The organism is Synechococcus sp. CC9605 (assembly GCF_000012625.1).
GTDB lineage: Bacteria > Cyanobacteriota > Cyanobacteriia > PCC-6307 > Cyanobiaceae > Parasynechococcus.
In genome coordinates, this window is sequence record NC_007516.1 from 102,565 (window position 1) to 120,697 (window position 18,133).

The window sequence follows — 18,133 nt, forward strand, 5'->3', positions numbered from 1 at the left end:
CCCCATGGAAGACTTGCGCGATCAAGCGCAGTCTCCATGGGGCTTTCTGATCTGATCACGCAGCTACCGGAGTTGATCGGCCAGGCGGTGGAGGCGAACCAGTGGCTCGGTTACACCGCGATCTTCGCGGCGATGTTTCTCGAGAATCTGTTCCCGCCGATTCCATCCGAGCTGATCATGCCCCTCGGGGGCTTTTACGTGCAGCAGGGTCAGTTGGATCTGGTGCCTGTGGTGCTGGCCGGTTTGCTGGGGACGGTCCTCGGTGCCCTGCCCTGGTACGGGATCGGACGGTTGATCAATGAGGAACGGATCGAAGCTTGGTTGCAACGCCACGGTCGCTGGATTGGCATCAGTGCCGATGAGTTGGCCCGCAGCCGCCGCTGGTTCAGCCGCTACGGCACCGCCCTGGTGTTCTGGGGGCGATTGGTGCCTGGCATTCGTACGCTGATATCGGTCCCAGCGGGCATTGAAATGATGCCGATGGCGCCGTTCCTTGTCTGGACCACCGCCGGCAGCCTGATCTGGACGGCCCTACTCACCGTGGCCGGCATGGTTCTTGGAGAGGGCTACAGCAATGTTGAGATTTGGATTGACCCTGTCTCCAAGGCCGTGAAGGTGTTGCTGGTGGTGGCGGTGCTGGCGGGCACGATCTGGTTGGGTCTGCGCATCTGGCGCCGGCGTCAGTCGTCCGACTGAGCACCGGCGCTGGGGTTGACCTGGGAAGAAGACTTAGAAGGGAATCTCCTCATCGGAGGCATGGCCGCCAAAGCTGCCGGCCGCTTCCTGGTTGTCGCGTTTGGATCCGAGCAGTTCGAGCCGATCCACACGGACCACGGGTTTGCTGCGCTCTTCGCCGCTGGCGCGGTCGGTCCAGCGGTCCAGCTTGAAGCTGCCGATGATGCCGAGTAGTGACCCCTTCTTCACATAGTCCGCGGCGACCTGGGCCTGCTTGCCCCAGATCTCAAGGTTGAACCAGTCGGGTTCGTCATCGCGGCTGCGACGGTTCACTGCCATGGTGAGGTTGGCCACCATGCTGCCGGACTCGAAATAACGCACTTCGGGATCGCGGCCTGCACGGCCGACGAGGGTGACGGAATTAACGCCCATAGACAATTCATCTCCTGAATTTGGATTCATGATGCGGCACCGGTTGGGTGACTGCTTCTAAGGAGTTCCACCCAAGCCGCTGGGTGTAACAGGCAACAGCTGAGAACGCCCCTATGATCCGGCGGTCTAAACTGCGGTATCTGTGTTCTTCCGTCGTTTCCAGCTGTCGCGCGACATCGGCATCGACCTGGGCACCGCTAATACCCTGATTTATGTCTCCGGCCGGGGCATCGTGCTTCAAGAGCCCTCCGTGGTGGCTCTAGACCTCGAGCGTGGCACCACCATGGCCGTAGGTGATGAAGCTAAGTTGATGCTTGGCCGCACCCCCGGAAACATCCGGGCCGTCCGCCCGTTACGCGATGGGGTGATTGCCGATTTCGATGCCGCTGAGCAGATGCTCAAAACCTTCATCACCAAGGGAAATGAAGGCCGCGGCATCATGGCTCCTCGCCTCGTGGTCGGCATTCCTAGTGGTGTGACCGGTGTGGAGCGCCGCGCCGTTCGCGAAGCCGGCATGGCCGGGGCTCGCGAGGTTCACCTGATCGATGAGCCGGTGGCAGCCGCCATCGGTGCTGGTCTTCCCGTCACCGAGCCCGTTGGAACGATGATTGTGGACATCGGTGGCGGCACCACCGAGGTTGCGGTGTTGAGCCTTGGTGGAACGGTGCTGAGTGAATCCGTGCGTGTTGCTGGCGATGAGATCAGCGATTCCATCGGCGTCTACTTGAAAAAGGTGCACAACATGGTCGTCGGCGAGCGCACGGCCGAGGAGATCAAGATCCGCATCGGCTCCGCCTTCCCCGACGACGAGTTCGATCAGCAGTCGATGGATGTGCGTGGCCTGCATCTCCTCTCCGGTTTGCCCCGCACGATCAACCTCAAGGCCGGTGATCTGCGTGAAGCGATTGCCGAGCCGCTCAACGTGATTGTGGAAGCGGTGAAGCGAACTCTGGAGCGCACGCCCCCTGAGTTGGCAGCCGACATCGTGGATCGGGGCATCATGTTGGCCGGTGGTGGCGCGCTGGTGCGGGGCATCAGCGACCTGATCAGCCACGAGACCGGCATTTTTGTGCACATTGCCGAAGACCCTCTCCTCTGTGTGGTGAATGGTTGTGGCCAGGTTCTGGAGGACTGGAAACGTCTGCAGCGGGTGGTTGACACTCCTGAATTCGTTCGCTCCGCCGCAGGCGCCTGAAGCCATGGCCCCAACGCTCCGTCCCGGCAAAAGCCGCTGGCGTGGATTGGGGCAGCTCACCCCCTGGCTGCTTCTGGTGGTGGGGCTTCTTCTGGTGCGTCTGAGCAAGGGCGCTGGTTTCAGCGATGCATACGCTCTGCTTAGCCGACCCTTCTGGCCTGGGCCTGCCCAGAGGGAATGGGTGACCGCTGCGGCGGATCTTGAGGAGCGCTCTCGCCTGCAGCTGTTGGAAGACGACAACCGTCGTCTGCGTGGACTGTTGGAGCTCCAGCAACAAGGGGCTGCAGATGGGGAGGTGTCAGCTGCTGTGATCTCCCGCTCGTCGCGGGGTTGGTGGCAGCAACTGCAGTTGGGCAAGGGCTCGCTGCAGGGCATCGGTCAGGGCGATGCGGTTTTGGGTCCAGGTGGTCTGGTGGGGCGTATCGCCAGCGTGACCCCGGCGACGGCGCGGGTGAAATTGCTCACCGCCCCTGGCCATGAGATTGGTGTGTGGCTGCCCCGCAGCCGCCGCCACGGATTGCTGGTGGGCCGCGGCAGCAGTCGCCTCTCGCTTCGTTTCATCGACAAGGATCCTGACGTGCGTCCGGGGGATCTCGTCGCCACGTCGCCGGCCAGCACCCTGTTGCCACCCAACGTTCCGGTGGGGGTGGTCCAGTCGGTGGACGAGCAGACGGTTCCCGCCCCCACGGCGGTGGTGCAGTTGATCGCTGCACCGGAGGCGATCGATTGGGTGCAGGTGCAGACGCGTTGAGATGAGAACCACTGACATGCCCCGACTGCACCGACAACCGATCTGTGTAGCCTCAGCCCTGGTGGTGCCGTTGTTGGCCTTGGCGTCGCCGCGTTGGTTGGCCATTGATGGGGTCGGTCCTGCCTGGGCTGTGCTTTGGCTGTTGCCCTGGGCGCTTGTAGATGGTCCGGTGTCGGGCGCCTTGGCGGGTTTGGCTTTAGGGCTGGTGCTGGATGGTCTCAACCTCGCTGGTTTGAGTCAGGTGCCGGCGCTGCTGCTGTTGGGCTGGTGGTGGGGACGGCTTGGGCGGCGCGCAGCACCGATCCAACGCAGCCTGAATCTGGGTTTGTTGGCCTGGCTTGGCTCCCTGGGGCTTGGTTTGTCCTTGATCCTGCAGCTCTGGTGGCGTCAAGGCGGAGCACTGGATCCCCTCACCCAGAGCTGGGGTCTACAGACCCTGTGGTGTCAGGCCCTGATCACGGGTTTGCTGGCGCCGCTGTTGGTGTCGTTGCAGTTGCTGCTTTGGCGAAGGAGGGTTCCCTCATGAGGCTCAACCGCCGGGATCTGCTGCTGGGGGCAGCGGCCTTCGGGCTGGCGGCCTGTGCTCCCAGGAACCAAAAGAGCAGGGCAATCGAGTTGTGGACCCTGCAATTGGCCCCCAAGTTCAATCCCTATTTCGCGGATGTTCTTGGGGCATGGAGCCGTTTCCATCCGGGCGCACCTGTGCGCTGGACGGATCTGCCCTGGGGGTCCGTGGAACGCAAGTTGCTGGCAGCGGTGTTCGCCCGCACGGCCCCGGACGTGGTGAACCTCAATCCGCCCTTCGCGGCCAATCTGGCCAGCAAAGGTGGCCTGGCCGACTTGACCCCGCTGCTGCCGGCTGAGGCCGCTGGTCGCTATCTGCCCTCGGTGTGGCAAGCCTGTCATGACCCCGATGCCGGGCAGATCGCTGTGCCCTGGTATCTCACGGTGCGACTGAGTCTGGTGAATCGGGCGCTGTTGGATCAAGCCGGCATTGCAGCACCGCCCAGCCACTGGGATCAGGTGCCCGCCTTCGCGCGTCGTATCCGCGAGCGCACGGGCCGTTACGGGCTGTTCCTCACCACCGTGCCGGATGACTCGGCCGAGCTCCTCGAAACCCTGGTGCAGATGGGGGTGACCCTGCTGGATTCCCGACGCCGGGCTGCGTTCGACAGCCCGGCGGGGCTTCGGGCCTTCCGTTTTTGGAGTGATCTCTACCGGGAGGGGTTGTTGCCTCGGGAGGTGGTGAGTCAGGGGCAACGCCGTGCGATCGAGTTGTTCCAGAGTGGTGATCTCGCCCTGGCGGCCACGGGGGCGGAGTTCCTGCGCAGCATCCAGACCAATGCGCCTGGGGTTGCTGCGGTGACGGAGCCCCATCCCCCGCTGATCGGTGCAGATGGCACGGCCAATGTGGCCTTGATGACGTTGGCGGTGCCGCGTCAGAGCCAGCGCGTCCAGGAGGCCGTCGATCTGGCGCTGTTCCTGACCAATGCCTATCAGCAGGCGCGCTTTGCCGCTGAGGCGCGGGTGTTGCCGTCGTCGATTGAGGCCTTGGTCCGGGTGCGGCGTGAATTGGAGCAACAGGTTCCTGCCACCGATGCGGAGCGTCAGATTCGCCAGGCTCGATTGCTCTCGGCCAGCACGTTGGATCGTGCCCGGGTGTTGGTGCCGGCCATGCCGGGGATCAAGCGCCTGCAGAAGATCCTTTACACCCAGATGCAGCGGGCGATGTTGGCCCAGGTCAGCCCTGAACAAGCCCTTGCAGCCGCGGCGTCGGAATGGAATCGATATGCCCGTTCGCGATGGCCTGAGGTCGCCGGCAATTCTTAAAACAATCGGTAAACAAGCTGCGCGACAGGGTGTTTGCGTCGGTGTCCAGGCCCTGACTAGTAAGGTTGCAGCTCTTTATAGGTTTGATTCGGATGACGGGCGACTTGCCCTCACAACCGAAAGCCACCATTCTTGTCGTTGATGACGAGGCTGCAGTTCGGCGAGTTTTGGTGATGCGCCTGCAGCTGTCGGGCTACCGCGTTATTTGCGCCGAAGACGGCGAAGAGGCCCTGGAGATGTACCACAACGAGTCGCCCGATCTGGTGGTGCTCGATGTGATGCTGCCCAAGCTGGATGGTTTTGCAGTTTGCCGGCGCCTGAGGGCCGAATCCTGTGTACCAATCATTTTCCTCTCCGCTGTTGAAGCGATCTCCGAGCGAGTCGCTGGATTGGATTTGGGCGCAGACGATTATTTGCCCAAACCCTTCAGCCCCAAGGAACTGGAAGCTCGTATTTCAACAATTTTGCGCCGGGTGGGTCGGGGCAATGCTGTCATTGAAAGCCGTGAATTGCCCACGGGGCAAGGAGTTTTGCGGCTCGGTGACCTGGTTGTGGACACCAACAGACGCCAAGTCACCCGAGGTTCTGAGCGAATTAACCTCACCTACACGGAATTCAGCCTTTTGGAGTTGCTGTTCCGCGATCCCGGACACGTTGTGCCCCGGGCAGAAATTCTTGAGCAACTTTGGGGCTATCCCCCCCGGCGTGCTGCAGACCTTCGCGTGGTTGATGTCTATGTGGCGCGGTTGCGCGGAAAACTGGAGCCTGATCCCCGCAATCCCGAGCTGATCCTTACGGTGCGGGGCATTGGTTATGCCTCTCAGCGCATGGGCGAGGCCTTCGCTGCCGGGTGATCAACCCGCGGGCGGGCAGGATGGCGCCCGACTGACCTGCTGCTGTGTCTGAGCTGCGCGACACCCGTCTGGAAAAGGCGAGGACATTGGAGGAGCTGGGGCAGGGCCCCTATGCCCTCACCTTTAGCCCCAGCCACCGCATGGCTGAGCTACAGGTGACCCATGCCGATCTCCCCAAGGGGGAAGAGCGGGACGTCAGCGTTTCCGTGGCGGGGCGGGTGATGACCCGCCGGGTGATGGGAAAGTTGGCCTTTTTCACCCTGGCCGATGAGACGGGTTCCATCCAGCTGTTCCTGGAGAAGGCGGGGCTGGAGGCCCAGCAGGAGGGCTGGTTCAAACAGATCACCTCGTTGGTGGACAGTGGCGACTGGCTTGGGGTGAGCGGCACCCTGCGTCGCACTGACCGAGGTGAACTGTCGGTAAAGGTGAGCGACTGGCGCATGCTCACCAAGGCGCTGCAGCCCCTTCCCGACAAGTGGCATGGTCTGGCCGACGTGGAGAAGCGCTACCGCCAGCGTTACCTGGATCTGGTGGTGTCTCCCGACAGCCGGGAGACGTTCCGGCGCCGGGCCCGCCTGGTGAGCGGCATTCGCCGCTGGCTTGATCAACGGGATTTTCTCGAGATCGAGACCCCCGTGTTGCAGAGCGAACCCGGTGGCGCCGACGCGCGACCGTTCGAGACCCATCACAACGCTCTCGATCTGCCCCTCACCCTCCGGATTGCCACCGAGTTACACCTCAAGCGCCTGGTGGTGGGCGGCTTTGAGCGGGTTTATGAACTGGGCCGGATCTTCCGCAATGAAGGGGTTAGCACCCGCCATAACCCCGAGTTCACTTCGGTGGAGATCTATCAGGCCTACAGCGACTACGTCGGGATGATGGAGCTCACCGAGCAGATGGTCAGCGCGGTGTGTGAAGAGGTCTGCGGCACGACCACCATCACCTACCAGGGCACCGAGATCGATCTGGCACCGCCGTGGCGGCGCGCCACCATGCACGAGCTCGTGCAAGACGCGACGGGGCTTGATTTCAATGGCTTCAGCAGTCGGGAGGAGGCGGCCGCGGCGATGACCGCCAAGGGTCTGCATGCACCTGAACTGGCCGACTCGGTGGGCCGTCTGCTCAATGAAGCCTTTGAGCAAGCGGTGGAGACGACCCTGATTCAGCCCACCTTCGTCACCGATTACCCGGTAGAGATTTCGCCCCTGGCCCGGCCCCATCGCAGCAAGCCAGGCCTGGTGGAGCGCTTTGAGTTGTTCATCGTCGGCCGCGAGCACGCCAATGCCTTCAGTGAGCTCACCGATCCTGTGGATCAACGGCAGCGCCTCGAGGCCCAGCAGGCGCGCAAGGCGGCGGGCGACCTGGAAGCGCAGGGGTTGGACGAGGATTTCGTAATGGCCCTGGAGGTGGGCATGCCCCCCACGGGAGGTCTGGGGATCGGCATCGACCGGTTGGTGATGCTGCTCACCGACTGCCCTTCGATTCGGGATGTGATCGCCTTCCCGCTGTTGCGGCCGGAGTCCCGCAAGGGAGAACCACCCTCAGTGGAATAATGGGTGGAGTGGCATGGTCCTATCCCCATGAGTGGAGAACGCGTCGGGTTTCGCTTCAAGCACGCTGATGCCGTGGTCAAGCGGAATCCTCAGGGCCGTTCCCGTCGGGGATGGGTGATGGAGCCGGTGGAGCAGACCACCAGCCGTGGCACCAAAATGCCTGCTTACCGCATCCGCTGGCGTGACAGTGAGCGGCCGGAGATCGTGTTGCAACACATGTTGATTGCCGATCCCGATCCCACCCCTCCGCCCGAGGGTGTGAGCCTCGAGCCCCCCGCGCCCAAGGCCTGATCTAACCCAGCCCAGAGTCGCGGCGCAGCTGTTCCAGCTCCTGTTCCGCTTCAAACAACGCCCAGTCCTTCTCGAGTGTTGAGGTGCTGGGCTTTTCCTGTTGCTGCTGAAGCTCTTTCAGCTGTCGCTCCACCTCGTTGAAGCGGCGTCCCAGATCCTCTAGGTCGACCCAGAGGGAACGTCCCTGGTTCATCAGGCTGGTGAGATGTTGTTCGGCTCGTCCGGCCAGATCGGCTGCGCCGGCCGCCTTGGCACGGTCCACTCGGCTGCGCCAGGCCCGCACGTCCTCTGCCAGTCGCAGCAGCTGTTGGCGTTGCTGCTTTGCTTCGCCTTGCAGTTGTTGGCGTTGCCGTTGCAGGGCGCCAGCTCGGTCCTTCAAGTGCTGCTCGCTGAACAGCTGGTCCTGGACGGGGTTATTGCGCAGAAAGGCGGAGAGCCTGGCGTCCAGCTCCCGTTCCAACTGCTCCAGCCAGCTGCTCATGCCTCGCCTGGGGTGGTGATCACTGGTTTTTCGATTTCTTTCTCCAGGGGCTCGATTGCGGCTGTTTTGGAGTTGAGGATCATCTGGGTGAGCTGCGCCGCTTTCACTTCTCCCACTTCACCTTCCAATTCCCCCAGGCGATCAAAGGCCGCCATGTACACCGCTTCCAGGTCTTGGATCAGCTGTTCACGCTGTTGCTTGATCGCCTGACGCCGTTCGTCTGATTTCATGCCGCCATGAGCTCATGGGCTCCATCTGTGGAGTCAGTCTGCCGGCAAAAGCAGATGCAGAGCCATTTGCTGGTGCGGATCCTCCCAGCTGCTCTCAATCCGCCATCCGGCCTGGTTTGCAAGGTCGGCTGCAGTTCCTGAGGAGTATTTGACGCTGTGTTCAGTGATCCAGGCGTCGTCTTTCTTGAAGACCCAGGTTTCGCCGGCCAGATGCACGGTTTGATCCTGCGTGCTCACCAGCGCCATTTCGATCCGTTGCTGCTGCTCTTGCCAGCGGGCCCGGTAGCGGAACTGCGCGGGATCGGCATCGCCCTGAAGCTCGCGGTTCAGCCGCTGCAGCAGGTTGAGGGCGAAGGCGGCGGAGAAGCCGGCGGCATCGTCATAGGCGGCTTCCATAAGGGACTGTTCCCGCGGTTGATCCAGCCCCAGCAGCAGCGGCCCTCCAGCCAGCAGCTGCCGGGCATTGCGCAGAAAGTCAACAGCCTCCTCTGGGGTGAAGTTGCCCAGGGAGCTGCCAGGAAAGAAGCCGATGCGCCGCTGGCCGTTCAGGGCGGGATGCTGCGGTAGCTGCTCAAGGCGGGTGTGGTCACAGCAGATGCCCACCATGGCGGTGTTGGGGTGCCGGGCCGCGAGGCCGGAGAGGGCCTCCTTTAGGGCGCTGAGGCTGATGTCCAAGGCGGCGAAGACGCTGCTGCCGAGGGCTGTGAGCAGCGGATCCACCTTGCGGGCATTGCCGATTCCGAATTCCACCACCATTCCGGGGCCCGTGGCGGCGGCGATGGCGTCAGCGTGCAGCTCCAGCAGGGCTATCTCCCGGTTGGTGAGTGTGTATTCCGGTTGCTTGCAGATCTCAGCGAACAGCCGGGATCCCTCGGCGTCGTAAAGCAGCCAGGCTGGGAGCTGCCGAGGGCTGCGCTTCAAGCCGTCCTGCACCAGCTGCTGCAGATCTGCTGGCGATGGATGGAGGTTGATCAGGCTGATGCTCATCGGGCCAGACGGATTCCAGAGGCCATCCAGCGGCTCGCTGGTGGGAAGAAATTCCGATAGCTGTCGCGTTCGTGTTTTTTGGGGGTGAGCCAGCTACTGCCTCGCAGCACCATCTGGGAGCTCATGAATTTGCCGTTGTATTCGCCGATCGCCCCTTCCACTGGGCGAAACCCGGGATAGGGGCTGTAAGCACTGGCGGTCCACTGCCAGAGCACCCGGTGGGCGTGCTTCATGGCGCTGCCATGCAGGCCCAAGGCGTGCTCCCATTCCGCTTCGGTGGGGAGTCGGCCTCCACTCCAGCGGGCAAAGGCATCTGCCTCAAACCAGCTCAGGTGACGCACCGGCGCTTGGGGATCGCGGCGGCGACGGCCCGCCAAGCTGAATTCTGTGTGCTCCTCCCTCCAGTAGCGCGGCGCCTGCCACTGGTGCTGTTGCACCAAGGCCCAGCCTTCACTCATCCACAGCTCGGGTCTTTGATAGCCCCCGTCAGCGATGAAGGCGGCATAGGCAGCGTTGCTCACCAGGGTGCTGCTCAGCTCGAACGGCTCCAGCCAAACCCGATGCCGTGGCGTTTCGTTGTCGAAGTGAAACCCGTCACCCTGATGGCCGATCTCTGCCAAACCGCCGGTGCAGGGCAGCCATTGCTCTGGCGCTACCTGTAATTTCAGCTCGGCCTCTGGGCCGTAGACGGGCTCCAATGGTTGGCGCTGGAAGCCATCCAGGAGGTCCATCAGCAATAGTTCCTGGTGCTGCTGTTCGTGCTGCAGCCCCAGCTCCACCAGTGCTTTTACACCCTCGGGCGGGTCCTGCAGCAGTGTTTCCAGCCCGGCATCCACCCGTTGCCGCCAGGCCAGTACGTCGGCGATCGCAGGGCGGCTGAGCAGACCGCGCTGCGGCCGGGGATGGCGTGCGCCGACGGCTTCGTAATAGGAGTTGAACTGATAGCTCCAGAGCGGGTCGCAGGCTTGATGTCCAGCTGCATGGGGTTGCAGCACGAAGGTGTCGAAGAACCAGGTGGTGTGGCCTAAATGCCATTTCGGCGGGCTGGCATCCGCCATTCCCTGGAGCATCAGATCTTCTGGCTCCAGATACGCAATCAGAGCTTCGCTGCGGCGCCGCACCGCCAGCAGAGTGTCCAGCAGCACGAGTGCGACCAATCTCCTGCGGACCTTAGGGGGTGCTGTAAACCATCGGTACCATCAGCCCATCAATTTGGCTGATTCCCTTGAGCGGTCCCGGCACAGTGCTGGTGGAGCGTTACCGCCTGGAGGAGCGGCTGAGTGGGCCAGACCCGTTGCGGGGATCTCTCTGGCGCGCGGTGGATGTGATGGCCGGTGATCTGCCTGTGGCCATGCGCCAGTTGCAGCTCCCTGCCGCCAAGGCCCGTTTCAAGGAAGTCTGGCCGCAGTTGCAGTCGTTGCTGCATCCTCAGCTGCCCCGTTGCCGTGAGCTGTTGGAGGTCGATGGGGACCTCTGGCTCCTTCGCGACTGGCAGGACGGCGTCTCCTACGACGACCTGCTGCGTCAAAAGCGCTTCGGGCCTGCGGAGGTGTTGACGCTGCTGCGCCAGCTCCTGCCGGTTCTGGAGTTGTTGCATGGCGGCGGCCTGGTGCATGGCGACGTGAATCCTGGCCATCTGATGAGCTGCCGGTGTGATGGCCTGCCTGTGCTCCTGGACGGTGGCAGGCTGCAGCGGCAGGGTGCCCCTGAAGAGGCTGAAGGCTGGGGGGACCTGCATGACTTGGGTCACACCGCCCTGATGTTGCTCAGCGGGTCGGCAAGCCATGAGGAGGGCTGGCCCGAGGGCCTGGAGTTGGACTCGGGATTCCGTCAGGTGCTTGAGCGCCTGCTCTCGGACCAGCCGGAGCACTCTTTTGGGCAGGCTTCTGAGGTGCTGCAGGCCTTGGAGTCGGTTGTGTTGCCCGCGTCCGAGCCGGTCCCGGATCTCACTGTTGCGCCGCGAGCCAGACGGGCGAGGGACCGCGAGCAAGGCGCTGAGGGTCGCCTCTGGCCTGTTGTGGGAGTGCTTGCCCTGTCGGCGTTGGTGGGTTCCGCCATCGGCTGGTTTTTGTTCCCGCGCAGCTCCACCCCCGCCACGGCCCCCCGCACCACTCCTGATCGGGCAACTCAGCAGCCAGCCGTCAGCTTCCCGCAGGAGGAGCTGGATCAACACCAGCAATTGTTCAGTCGGCTTAGGGCTCTTCAGGTGGATCGCGGCTGGTTTCTTCAGCTGGTGGATGCCAGTCAACTCAGCTCGGAGTCGTTGGAAAACCGGTCGATACGAAGGGTTTGGGCCGGCATGGCAGAGCAATGGCTGCCCCGGATTGAGCAGCTAGCTCCGACAATCCGGCGCCGACTGGGTCGTCTCAGCGATGGGGACTGGCAGCCGCCGCGTGAGGCGCTGTTGAAACAGGGCGTTCATCCGCGGGTCGTCGAGCATCTGGTGAGTGCTGGAGCCCAGGATCTGCTGCTGGTCACCATGCGGGGCCGGAAACCCGCCGACCCCTTTCTTCAGCTCTGGATTGCAGCGGCGATTCAGAGCCTTGATGACGTTGAGATCGTGCGGCTCAAAGCGCGTCCGCTTGAACCCACCAACACGTCGTTGCCTATCCCCGCCGGTGGCGCGCGTTTAGTGCTGGTGGAGGCTCCAGCAGGTGATGCCGTGGCCCTGGGCATCAACGGCACAACGCTGATGCAGATGATGGTTTTCGGTGCCAACGGGCAGGTGGTGAAGGAGCGGGGTCCCCTGCGGGTGACTCGGATTGCTGCGGAAGCGGGCTCGCCGCTGCAGGTGTTGGTCACCAACGAAGGGGTTTCTTCGAGTCTGTTCACCCTGTCCTGTCGGGCAGATCCGCTCGATCAGTAGCGCTCCATCGCTGCTTTCACATCTTTCTTGGATTGCTTTTCCTTTTCAGCAGCGCGCTTATCGTGCAACTTCCGGCCTTTGCCCAGCCCGATGGTGAGCTTGATCCACGAACCCTTGAGCTGGAGGCTTAGCGGGATCAGCGTCAGTCCTTTCTGATCCACCAAGCCGCGAAACTTGTCGATCTCACGGCGGTGGGCCAGCAGTTTGCGGGTGCGCAGCGGGTCGTGGTTGAAGTAGTTGCCGGCGTGGGTGTGGGGTGAGATGTGCACGTTGTGCAATTGCAGTTCCCCATTGCGGATCAAGCAGAAGCCATCGCGCAGGTTGGCCTTGCCGTTGCGGATCGACTTCACCTCGGTCCCTACAAGCTCGATACCAGTTTCCAGGGTTTCGAGAATCTCGTACTGGTGACGGGCCTGACGGTTGTCCGCCAGCATCCGATTGGCGGCGGCCCGTGCCGCAGCAGCGGCCGCTTTTTTCGCTCCTCCCTTGGCCATGGCTGCGACTGCGTCTTCCGACCCTATCCAGGTCTGGGTACCCTGCCCGCATGGCGATTGTCTCCTCCAGCTCCGGTCGCAAGCCACCCCGCCGCCCCGAAGCGCTAATGGATCCTCAGCAGGCCCCTGAAGAGGTGGTGAGTCGGCCGGAAGACAAGCTTCGTCCCCAGCGCTTGGACGACTACATCGGTCAGAGCGAGCTCAAGCAGGTGCTAGGCATTGCAGTGCAAGCGGCACTTGGCCGCGGCGATGCCCTCGATCATGTGTTGCTCTATGGCCCGCCGGGTTTGGGCAAAACCACCATGGCCATGGTGTTGGCCGAAGAAATGGGGGTGCATTGCAAGGTCACCAGTGCACCGGCCTTGGAACGCCCGCGCGACATCGTTGGGTTGTTGGTCAACCTGCAGCCCCGTGATCTGCTGTTCATTGACGAGATTCATCGCCTGAGTCGGGTGGCGGAGGAGCTGCTCTATCCGGCGATGGAAGACCGTCGCCTCGATCTCACCGTGGGCAAGGGCAGCACAGCACGAACCCGTTCTCTTGATCTACCGCCGTTCACCCTGGTGGGGGCCACCACCCGCGCCGGATCGCTGAGCTCCCCGCTGAGGGACCGGTTTGGCCTGATCCAGCGGTTGGAGTTCTACGGCCAGGGCGACCTGGAAGCGATCGTCGAGCGCACAGCCGGGCTGATCGGGGTCACCCTCACACCGCAGGCCCGCAGCAGCATTGCGGCCTCCTGTCGCGGCACGCCACGGATCGCTAACCGGTTGCTACGTCGGGTGCGGGATGTGGCGAGTGTGCGAGGCGGTGGCGGTGGGGCCATCAATCAGGCCTTGGTGGGCGAGGCCCTGAGCCTGCACCGTGTGGATCATCGGGGCCTCGATGCAAGCGATCGGCGTTTGCTGCAGCTGCTGATCGACCACCACGGTGGTGGCCCTGTGGGCCTGGAGACTCTGGCGGCGGCCCTTGGCGACGATCCCGTCACCCTGGAGACCGTGGTGGAGCCGTTTTTGATGCAACAGGGGTTGCTGATGCGCACCCCCCGCGGCCGGATGGTCACGGATGCTGCCCGCAGTCATCTGGCCGAGGCGGCATGAACCGGTTTCTCGTCCTGTTGATGAGTTTGGTGCTGGCCCTGCCAGTGCAGGCCCTCGATCTGCAGGGGCTTTATGAGCAGGCGCTGACGGCAAGCCGTCAGGGGGATTTTGTGGAGGCGTTGCCCCTCTGGGACAGCTATCTGGAGCAGGTTCCAGAGGATGCAGCAGCGCTGAGCAATCGCGGCAATGTGCGTTTGGCCCTGGGGGATTTGTCTGGGGCGATCGAAGACCAGAGCGCCTCGATTGTGCTGGCACCGGAGGAAAGCGACCCGCATCTGAACCGGGGCACGGCAGAAGAGGCGCTTCAGGACTGGTCCGCAGCAGCGGACGACTATCTCTGGATACTGGAGCGCGATCCGCAGGATGCCTCGGCCCTCTACAACCTGGCCAATGTGCGTGGCTCGCAAGGGGACTGGCCTGAGGCGCGAGAGCTTTATGGCCAGGCTGCTCTCGCCCGCCCCGGCTTCGCCATGGCCCGCTCCAGCGAGGCGCTGGCGGCCTGGCAAACAGGGGATCTCGACTGGGCGGAGGCGGAATTGCGCAAACTGATCCGTCGCTATCCCTTGTTCGCCGATGCTCGGGCGGCCCTCAGTGGCCTGCTCTGGCGCCAAGGATCCAGTGGTGAAGCCGAAAGCCACTGGGCCGCGGCGGCCGGGCTGGATCAGCGTTACCGCCAGGCCGACTGGCTGCAGCAGGTGCGCCGCTGGCCACCGCAACCGACGGAGGATCTGATGGCGTTCCTGGCCCTGGAGGCGTCCTGAGATGACCCAAGCGGCGTCCCTGTCCGATCGACTCAGCCGTGAGATGCCTGAGCTTCTGGAGCTGCGCCGGCATCTGCATGCCCACCCTGAACTCAGCGGTGAGGAACACCAGACCGCCGCCCTGGTCGCCGGTGAACTGCGTCAGCTGGGCTGGCGGGTCCGAGAGGGGGTTGGCCGCACGGGCCTGGTGGCCGAATTGGGGCCTGGCCACGGCCCCACAGTGGGCTTGCGGGTGGACATGGATGCCCTGCCCGTAGAGGAGCGCACCGGTCTGAGCTATGCCTCCACCCGCCAGGGTCTGATGCATGCCTGTGGCCACGATCTGCACACCTGCACGGGCCTTGGTGTCGCACGCTTGCTGGCGCAGGAGCCCCACTTAGGGGCTCGAGTGCGGCTGCTGTTTCAACCCGCCGAAGAGTTGGCACAGGGGGCGGTGTGGATGAGGGATGCGGGGGCGGTGGAGGGTCTCGATGCGTTGTACGGCGTGCATGTGGTGCCGAATCTGCCGGTGGGCACGGTGGGGATCCGGCGGGGCTGTCTCACGGCGGCGGCCGGAGAGCTGGAGATCCTGGTGCAGGGAGAAGGTGGCCATGGTGCCCGTCCCCATCAGTCGGTGGATGCGGTTTGGCTGGCGGCTCGGGTGATCACAGAGCTTCAACAGACCATCGCCCGTCGCTTGGACGCCTTACAGCCGGTTGTGATCAGTTTCGGCAAGGTGGAGGGCGGTCGCGCCTTCAACGTGATCGCCGATCAGGTGCGTTTGCTAGGCACGGTGCGCTGTCTGGATCTGCAGCAGCACGCTCAGTTGCCGGCTTGGATTGATGAGACGGTGCAGGGAATCTGTGCCAGTGGAGGGGGTACGGCTTTGGTGAATTACCGCTGCATTGCACCACCGGTGCACAACGATCCGCAGCTCACGACCTTGCTCGAACGCTGTGCGGTGGAGTGCCTGGGGCGCGACAAGGTGCTGCCGGTGGAGCAGCCCTCCCTGGGGGCGGAAGACTTTGCTGAGCTGCTTCGGGATGTGCCGGGAATGATGGTGCGGCTGGGTGTGGCCGGGCCCGAGGGGTGTGCGCCGCTGCACAACGGAGCGTTCGCACTGGAGGAAGACGCCCTCGGTGTTGGCATTGCGGTTCTCACGGCCACCGTGCTGGCGTGGATCACGGAGAACACCTCGGCATGAACCAACGTCGTGCGGTGATTTGGGTTTCCCTCGGGGCTCCATTACTGATCCTGCTCGCGTTGCTGGCCACAAACCAGCGCCAGGGCAAGGACCGGGTGCAGGTGTTGCCCGCCATCTTGGTGGGTTCGGGTCTGATCATCAGCAGCGCTCTCGGTCGGCAGCGTCGCCGCGCCAGGCTGTTAGCTGATCTTCAACGGGCGCGCACCCCCGGCAGCAACCCATGAGCGAGAACGATCCCCATCGTCCTGATCTCGAGGCGGTGCGCCAGGCCATTGCCAGTGGAGATCCGGTGAAGGCGATGCCGGCGATCACACAGCTCCGCCATTGCTCGGACGCTGAGGCGGTGCCGTTGCTGGTGCTGGGCACGGAGCAGAAGCCTTTCCTAGTGCGTTCCTTGAGCTGCAGTGGATTGGGCTACAAGCGCACCGAACAGGGCTGGACCGTCCTGAGTGCGTTGATCACTGCTGATGAAGACCCCAATGTGCGGGCCGAGGCAGCCAATGCTCTGGCCAGCTACGGGGTGGATCGGGCCTGGCCCTTGCTGCGTTCGGCCTTCGAGGCCGATGCCGCCTGGCTGGTGCGCTGCAGCATTCTTTCTGCCCTGGCGGAACAGCCCGGCATTGATCTGGGTTGGTTGCTGGAGTTGGCCACCATGGCAATCGCTGATGCTGATGCGATCGTGCGGGTGAGTGGAGCTGAGATCCTCAGTCGAATCGTGCGGGAGGGGGGCGCCGATCCCAGCGCTGTGCAGGCCAGAGGCTTGTTGCAATCTCTGCAGCAGGACAGCGATCACCGGGTGGTGGCTGCGGTGCTCAATGGGTTGCAAGCCAGCTGAACGGTTCTTTGAGCAACGCTTGCTAGCGTTCAAACATCACTAGGGGTGTCTGGGTTTCACCATGAACCCAGACTGAGATCACACCCTCCGAACCTGATTCCGGGTCATGCCGGCGCAGGGAAGTGCTTGAGCGTGATCCACGGCCAAACGTCGACCCCTGGGCTGTCCGTCGCACCTCAGATCATGCGCGCTTCCTGGGTTGAGTCCCGCAAGGGTCAGGCCAACGTCTCTCAGATGCACTACGCCCGTCAGGGCGTGGTGACCGAAGAAATGGCTCATGTGGCGAAGCGGGAGAACCTGCCCGAATCGCTGGTGATGGAAGAGGTGGCCCGGGGGCGGATGATCATCCCGGCCAATATCAACCACACCAATCTGGAGCCGATGGCAATCGGCATCGCCAGCAAGTGCAAGGTGAACGCCAACATCGGCGCCTCTCCAAATGCGTCCGATGCCGCTGAGGAGGTGAAAAAGCTCAAGCTGGCGGTGAAGTACGGCGCTGACACCGTGATGGATCTTTCCACTGGCGGCGTCAACCTCGATGAGGTGCGCACCGCAATCATCGGTGCATCTCCCGTGCCGATCGGCACCGTGCCTGTTTATCAGGCTCTTGAGAGCGTCCACGGATCGATCGAGAAGCTCGATGAGGACGACTTCCTCCACATCATTGAGAAGCACTGTCAGCAGGGCGTCGACTACCAGACCATCCACGCTGGCCTGCTGATTGAGCACCTTCCCAAGGTGAAGGGCCGCATCACCGGCATCGTCAGCCGCGGCGGCGGGATCCTGGCTCAATGGATGCTGTATCACCACCGTCAAAACCCGCTCTACACGCGGTTTGACGACATCTGCGAGATCTTCAAGCGCTACGACTGCACCTTCTCCCTCGGTGACTCGCTGCGCCCCGGTTGCCAGCACGATGCGTCGGATGCTGCTCAACTGGCTGAATTGCACACCCTCGGTGAACTGACCCGTCGCGCCTGGAAGCACGACGTGCAGGTGATGGTGGAGGGTCCCGGCCACGTTCCCCTCGATCAGATCGAGTTCAACGTGAAGAAGCAGATGGAGGAGTGCAGCGAAGCACCCTTCTATGTGCTCGGCCCCCTGGTCACTGACATTGCTCCCGGCTACGACCACATCACTTCGGCCATCGGCGCGGCGATGGCCGGTTGGCATGGCACGGCGATGCTCTGTTATGTGACGCCGAAGGAGCACCTCGGTCTGCCCAACGCTGATGATGTGCGCGAAGGCCTGATCGCTTACAAGATCGCTGCCCATGCGGCAGATATTGCCCGCCATCGCCCCGGCGCCCGGGACCGTGACGACGAGCTCAGCCGCGCCCGCTACAACTTCGATTGGAACAAGCAGTTTGAGCTGTCCTTGGATCCTGAGCGGGCCAAGGAGTATCACGACGAAACCCTGCCGGCTGACATCTACAAGCAGGCTGAGTTCTGCTCCATGTGCGGACCGAAGCACTGCCCGATGCAGACCAAGATCACTGATGAAGATCTTGAGGGTCTGGAGAAGGTGCTCGAAGCCAACACCGGCGCTGCAGAGCTGACGCCGGTCAAACTCGACAAAGCCGATTGATTGCCTGCTTGCAATCAGATGGCAGCCCGGC

General features: G+C 63.2%; 21 protein-coding genes and 1 riboswitch. Of the genes, 15 read left to right on the forward strand and 6 right to left on the reverse strand.

All coding sequences use genetic code 11. The features are described 5' to 3' along the window. Window positions 1-36 precede the first annotated feature (36 nt). Window positions 37-696: a DedA family protein gene (locus SYNCC9605_RS00535; protein WP_011363139.1), complete on the forward strand. Its 660-nt coding sequence runs from the start codon at window positions 37-39 to the stop codon at window positions 694-696. Between the two features lie 33 nt (window positions 697-729). On the opposite strand, the gene SYNCC9605_RS00540 is transcribed toward SYNCC9605_RS00535, so the two are convergent. After that, on the reverse strand, window positions 730-1,107 hold the full coding sequence (locus tag SYNCC9605_RS00540; RefSeq protein ID WP_011363140.1) for a single-stranded DNA-binding protein: 378 nt from the start codon (window positions 1,105-1,107) through the stop codon (window positions 730-732). Window positions 1,108-1,249: 142 nt separating this feature from the next. Here SYNCC9605_RS00540 and SYNCC9605_RS00545 point away from each other — a divergent pair, with 142 nt between their 5' ends. From SYNCC9605_RS00545 to SYNCC9605_RS00575, 7 genes are all read left to right on the forward strand, one after another. Then, complete coding sequence (locus SYNCC9605_RS00545) at window positions 1,250-2,302, forward strand: rod shape-determining protein (RefSeq protein WP_011363141.1); 1,053 nt, start codon at window positions 1,250-1,252, stop codon at window positions 2,300-2,302. Window positions 2,303-2,306: 4 nt separating this feature from the next. Next, window positions 2,307-3,053, forward strand: coding sequence for a rod shape-determining protein MreC (mreC, locus tag SYNCC9605_RS00550; RefSeq protein WP_011363142.1), 747 nt, complete (start codon window positions 2,307-2,309; stop codon window positions 3,051-3,053). Between the two features lie 16 nt (window positions 3,054-3,069). Further along, a complete protein-coding gene (locus SYNCC9605_RS00555; protein ID WP_041434317.1) occupies window positions 3,070-3,579 on the forward strand; it encodes a hypothetical protein in 510 nt (169 codons plus the stop codon). Beyond that, window positions 3,576-4,883: an ABC transporter substrate-binding protein gene (locus SYNCC9605_RS00560; protein ID WP_011363144.1), complete on the forward strand. Its 1,308-nt coding sequence runs from the start codon at window positions 3,576-3,578 to the stop codon at window positions 4,881-4,883. Before SYNCC9605_RS00555 ends, SYNCC9605_RS00560 begins: the two co-directional genes overlap by 4 nt. A gap of 92 nt (window positions 4,884-4,975) precedes the next feature. Continuing rightward, the gene (gene rpaB, locus SYNCC9605_RS00565) at window positions 4,976-5,737 is read left to right on the forward strand and encodes a response regulator transcription factor RpaB (protein WP_011363145.1); all 762 of its coding nucleotides are present in this window, start codon (window positions 4,976-4,978) and stop codon (window positions 5,735-5,737) included. 44 nt (window positions 5,738-5,781) lie between these two features. Continuing rightward, on the forward strand, window positions 5,782-7,290 hold the full coding sequence (gene lysS, locus SYNCC9605_RS00570) for a lysine--tRNA ligase (RefSeq protein ID WP_011363146.1): 1,509 nt from the start codon (window positions 5,782-5,784) through the stop codon (window positions 7,288-7,290). Between the two features lie 27 nt (window positions 7,291-7,317). Further along, complete coding sequence (locus tag SYNCC9605_RS00575; protein ID WP_006851112.1) at window positions 7,318-7,581, forward strand: hypothetical protein; 264 nt, start codon at window positions 7,318-7,320, stop codon at window positions 7,579-7,581. A gap of 1 nt (window position 7,582) precedes the next feature. Here SYNCC9605_RS00575 and SYNCC9605_RS00580 read toward each other — a convergent pair whose 3' ends face one another. From SYNCC9605_RS00580 to egtB, 4 genes are read right to left on the reverse strand one after another with little or no spacing between them, the layout of a single operon-like run. After that, the gene (locus SYNCC9605_RS00580; RefSeq protein ID WP_011363147.1) at window positions 7,583-8,062 is read right to left on the reverse strand and encodes a hercynine metabolism protein; all 480 of its coding nucleotides are present in this window, start codon (window positions 8,060-8,062) and stop codon (window positions 7,583-7,585) included. Beyond that, entirely contained in the window at window positions 8,059-8,292 is a 234-nt protein-coding gene (locus SYNCC9605_RS00585; protein ID WP_011363148.1) for a hercynine metabolism small protein, read from the reverse strand. The genes SYNCC9605_RS00580 and SYNCC9605_RS00585 overlap by 4 nt, the downstream gene beginning before the upstream one ends. Before the next feature lie 33 nt (window positions 8,293-8,325). Next, window positions 8,326-9,279 carry an L-histidine N(alpha)-methyltransferase gene (gene egtD, locus SYNCC9605_RS00590; protein WP_011363149.1) on the reverse strand — a complete coding sequence of 318 codons (954 nt, stop codon included), beginning with the start codon at window positions 9,277-9,279 and terminating at the stop codon, window positions 8,326-8,328. Further along, window positions 9,276-10,424 carry an ergothioneine biosynthesis protein EgtB gene (gene egtB / locus SYNCC9605_RS00595; RefSeq protein WP_041435360.1) on the reverse strand — a complete coding sequence of 383 codons (1,149 nt, stop codon included), beginning with the start codon at window positions 10,422-10,424 and terminating at the stop codon, window positions 9,276-9,278. The genes egtD and egtB overlap by 4 nt, the downstream gene beginning before the upstream one ends. 80 nt (window positions 10,425-10,504) lie before the next feature. Here egtB and SYNCC9605_RS00600 point away from each other — a divergent pair, with 80 nt between their 5' ends. Next, window positions 10,505-12,145 carry a serine/threonine protein kinase gene (locus SYNCC9605_RS00600; protein ID WP_011363151.1) on the forward strand — a complete coding sequence of 547 codons (1,641 nt, stop codon included), beginning with the start codon at window positions 10,505-10,507 and terminating at the stop codon, window positions 12,143-12,145. On the opposite strand, the gene smpB is transcribed toward SYNCC9605_RS00600, so the two are convergent. Next, window positions 12,139-12,639, reverse strand: a complete 501-nt coding sequence (gene smpB, locus SYNCC9605_RS00605; RefSeq protein ID WP_011363152.1) for an SsrA-binding protein SmpB — start codon at window positions 12,637-12,639, stop codon at window positions 12,139-12,141. The genes SYNCC9605_RS00600 and smpB overlap by 7 nt on opposite strands. Before the next feature lie 50 nt (window positions 12,640-12,689). Between smpB and ruvB the strand changes: the two genes are divergently transcribed. The 6 genes from ruvB (at window position 12,690) to thiC (ending at window position 18,102) form a co-directional block, all read left to right on the forward strand. Further along, on the forward strand, window positions 12,690-13,736 hold the full coding sequence (ruvB, locus tag SYNCC9605_RS00610; RefSeq protein ID WP_011363153.1) for a Holliday junction branch migration DNA helicase RuvB: 1,047 nt from the start codon (window positions 12,690-12,692) through the stop codon (window positions 13,734-13,736). After that, window positions 13,733-14,497: a tetratricopeptide repeat protein gene (locus SYNCC9605_RS00615; protein ID WP_011363154.1), complete on the forward strand. Its 765-nt coding sequence runs from the start codon at window positions 13,733-13,735 to the stop codon at window positions 14,495-14,497. The genes ruvB and SYNCC9605_RS00615 overlap by 4 nt, the downstream gene beginning before the upstream one ends. A 1-nt stretch (window position 14,498) precedes the next feature. Continuing rightward, on the forward strand, window positions 14,499-15,680 hold the full coding sequence (locus tag SYNCC9605_RS00620) for an amidohydrolase (RefSeq protein WP_011363155.1): 1,182 nt from the start codon (window positions 14,499-14,501) through the stop codon (window positions 15,678-15,680). Continuing rightward, window positions 15,677-15,904: a DUF3188 domain-containing protein gene (locus tag SYNCC9605_RS00625; protein ID WP_011363156.1), complete on the forward strand. Its 228-nt coding sequence runs from the start codon at window positions 15,677-15,679 to the stop codon at window positions 15,902-15,904. The genes SYNCC9605_RS00620 and SYNCC9605_RS00625 overlap by 4 nt, the downstream gene beginning before the upstream one ends. Beyond that, window positions 15,901-16,515, forward strand: coding sequence for a HEAT repeat domain-containing protein (locus SYNCC9605_RS00630; protein WP_011363157.1), 615 nt, complete (start codon window positions 15,901-15,903; stop codon window positions 16,513-16,515). Before SYNCC9605_RS00625 ends, SYNCC9605_RS00630 begins: the two co-directional genes overlap by 4 nt. Window positions 16,516-16,546: 31 nt before the next feature. Continuing rightward, window positions 16,547-16,653: riboswitch (TPP riboswitch) on the forward strand. A 45-nt stretch (window positions 16,654-16,698) separates the two neighbouring features. Further along, a complete protein-coding gene (gene thiC / locus SYNCC9605_RS00635; protein WP_041434318.1) occupies window positions 16,699-18,102 on the forward strand; it encodes a phosphomethylpyrimidine synthase ThiC in 1,404 nt (467 codons plus the stop codon). Window positions 18,103-18,133: the final 31 nt, after the last annotated feature.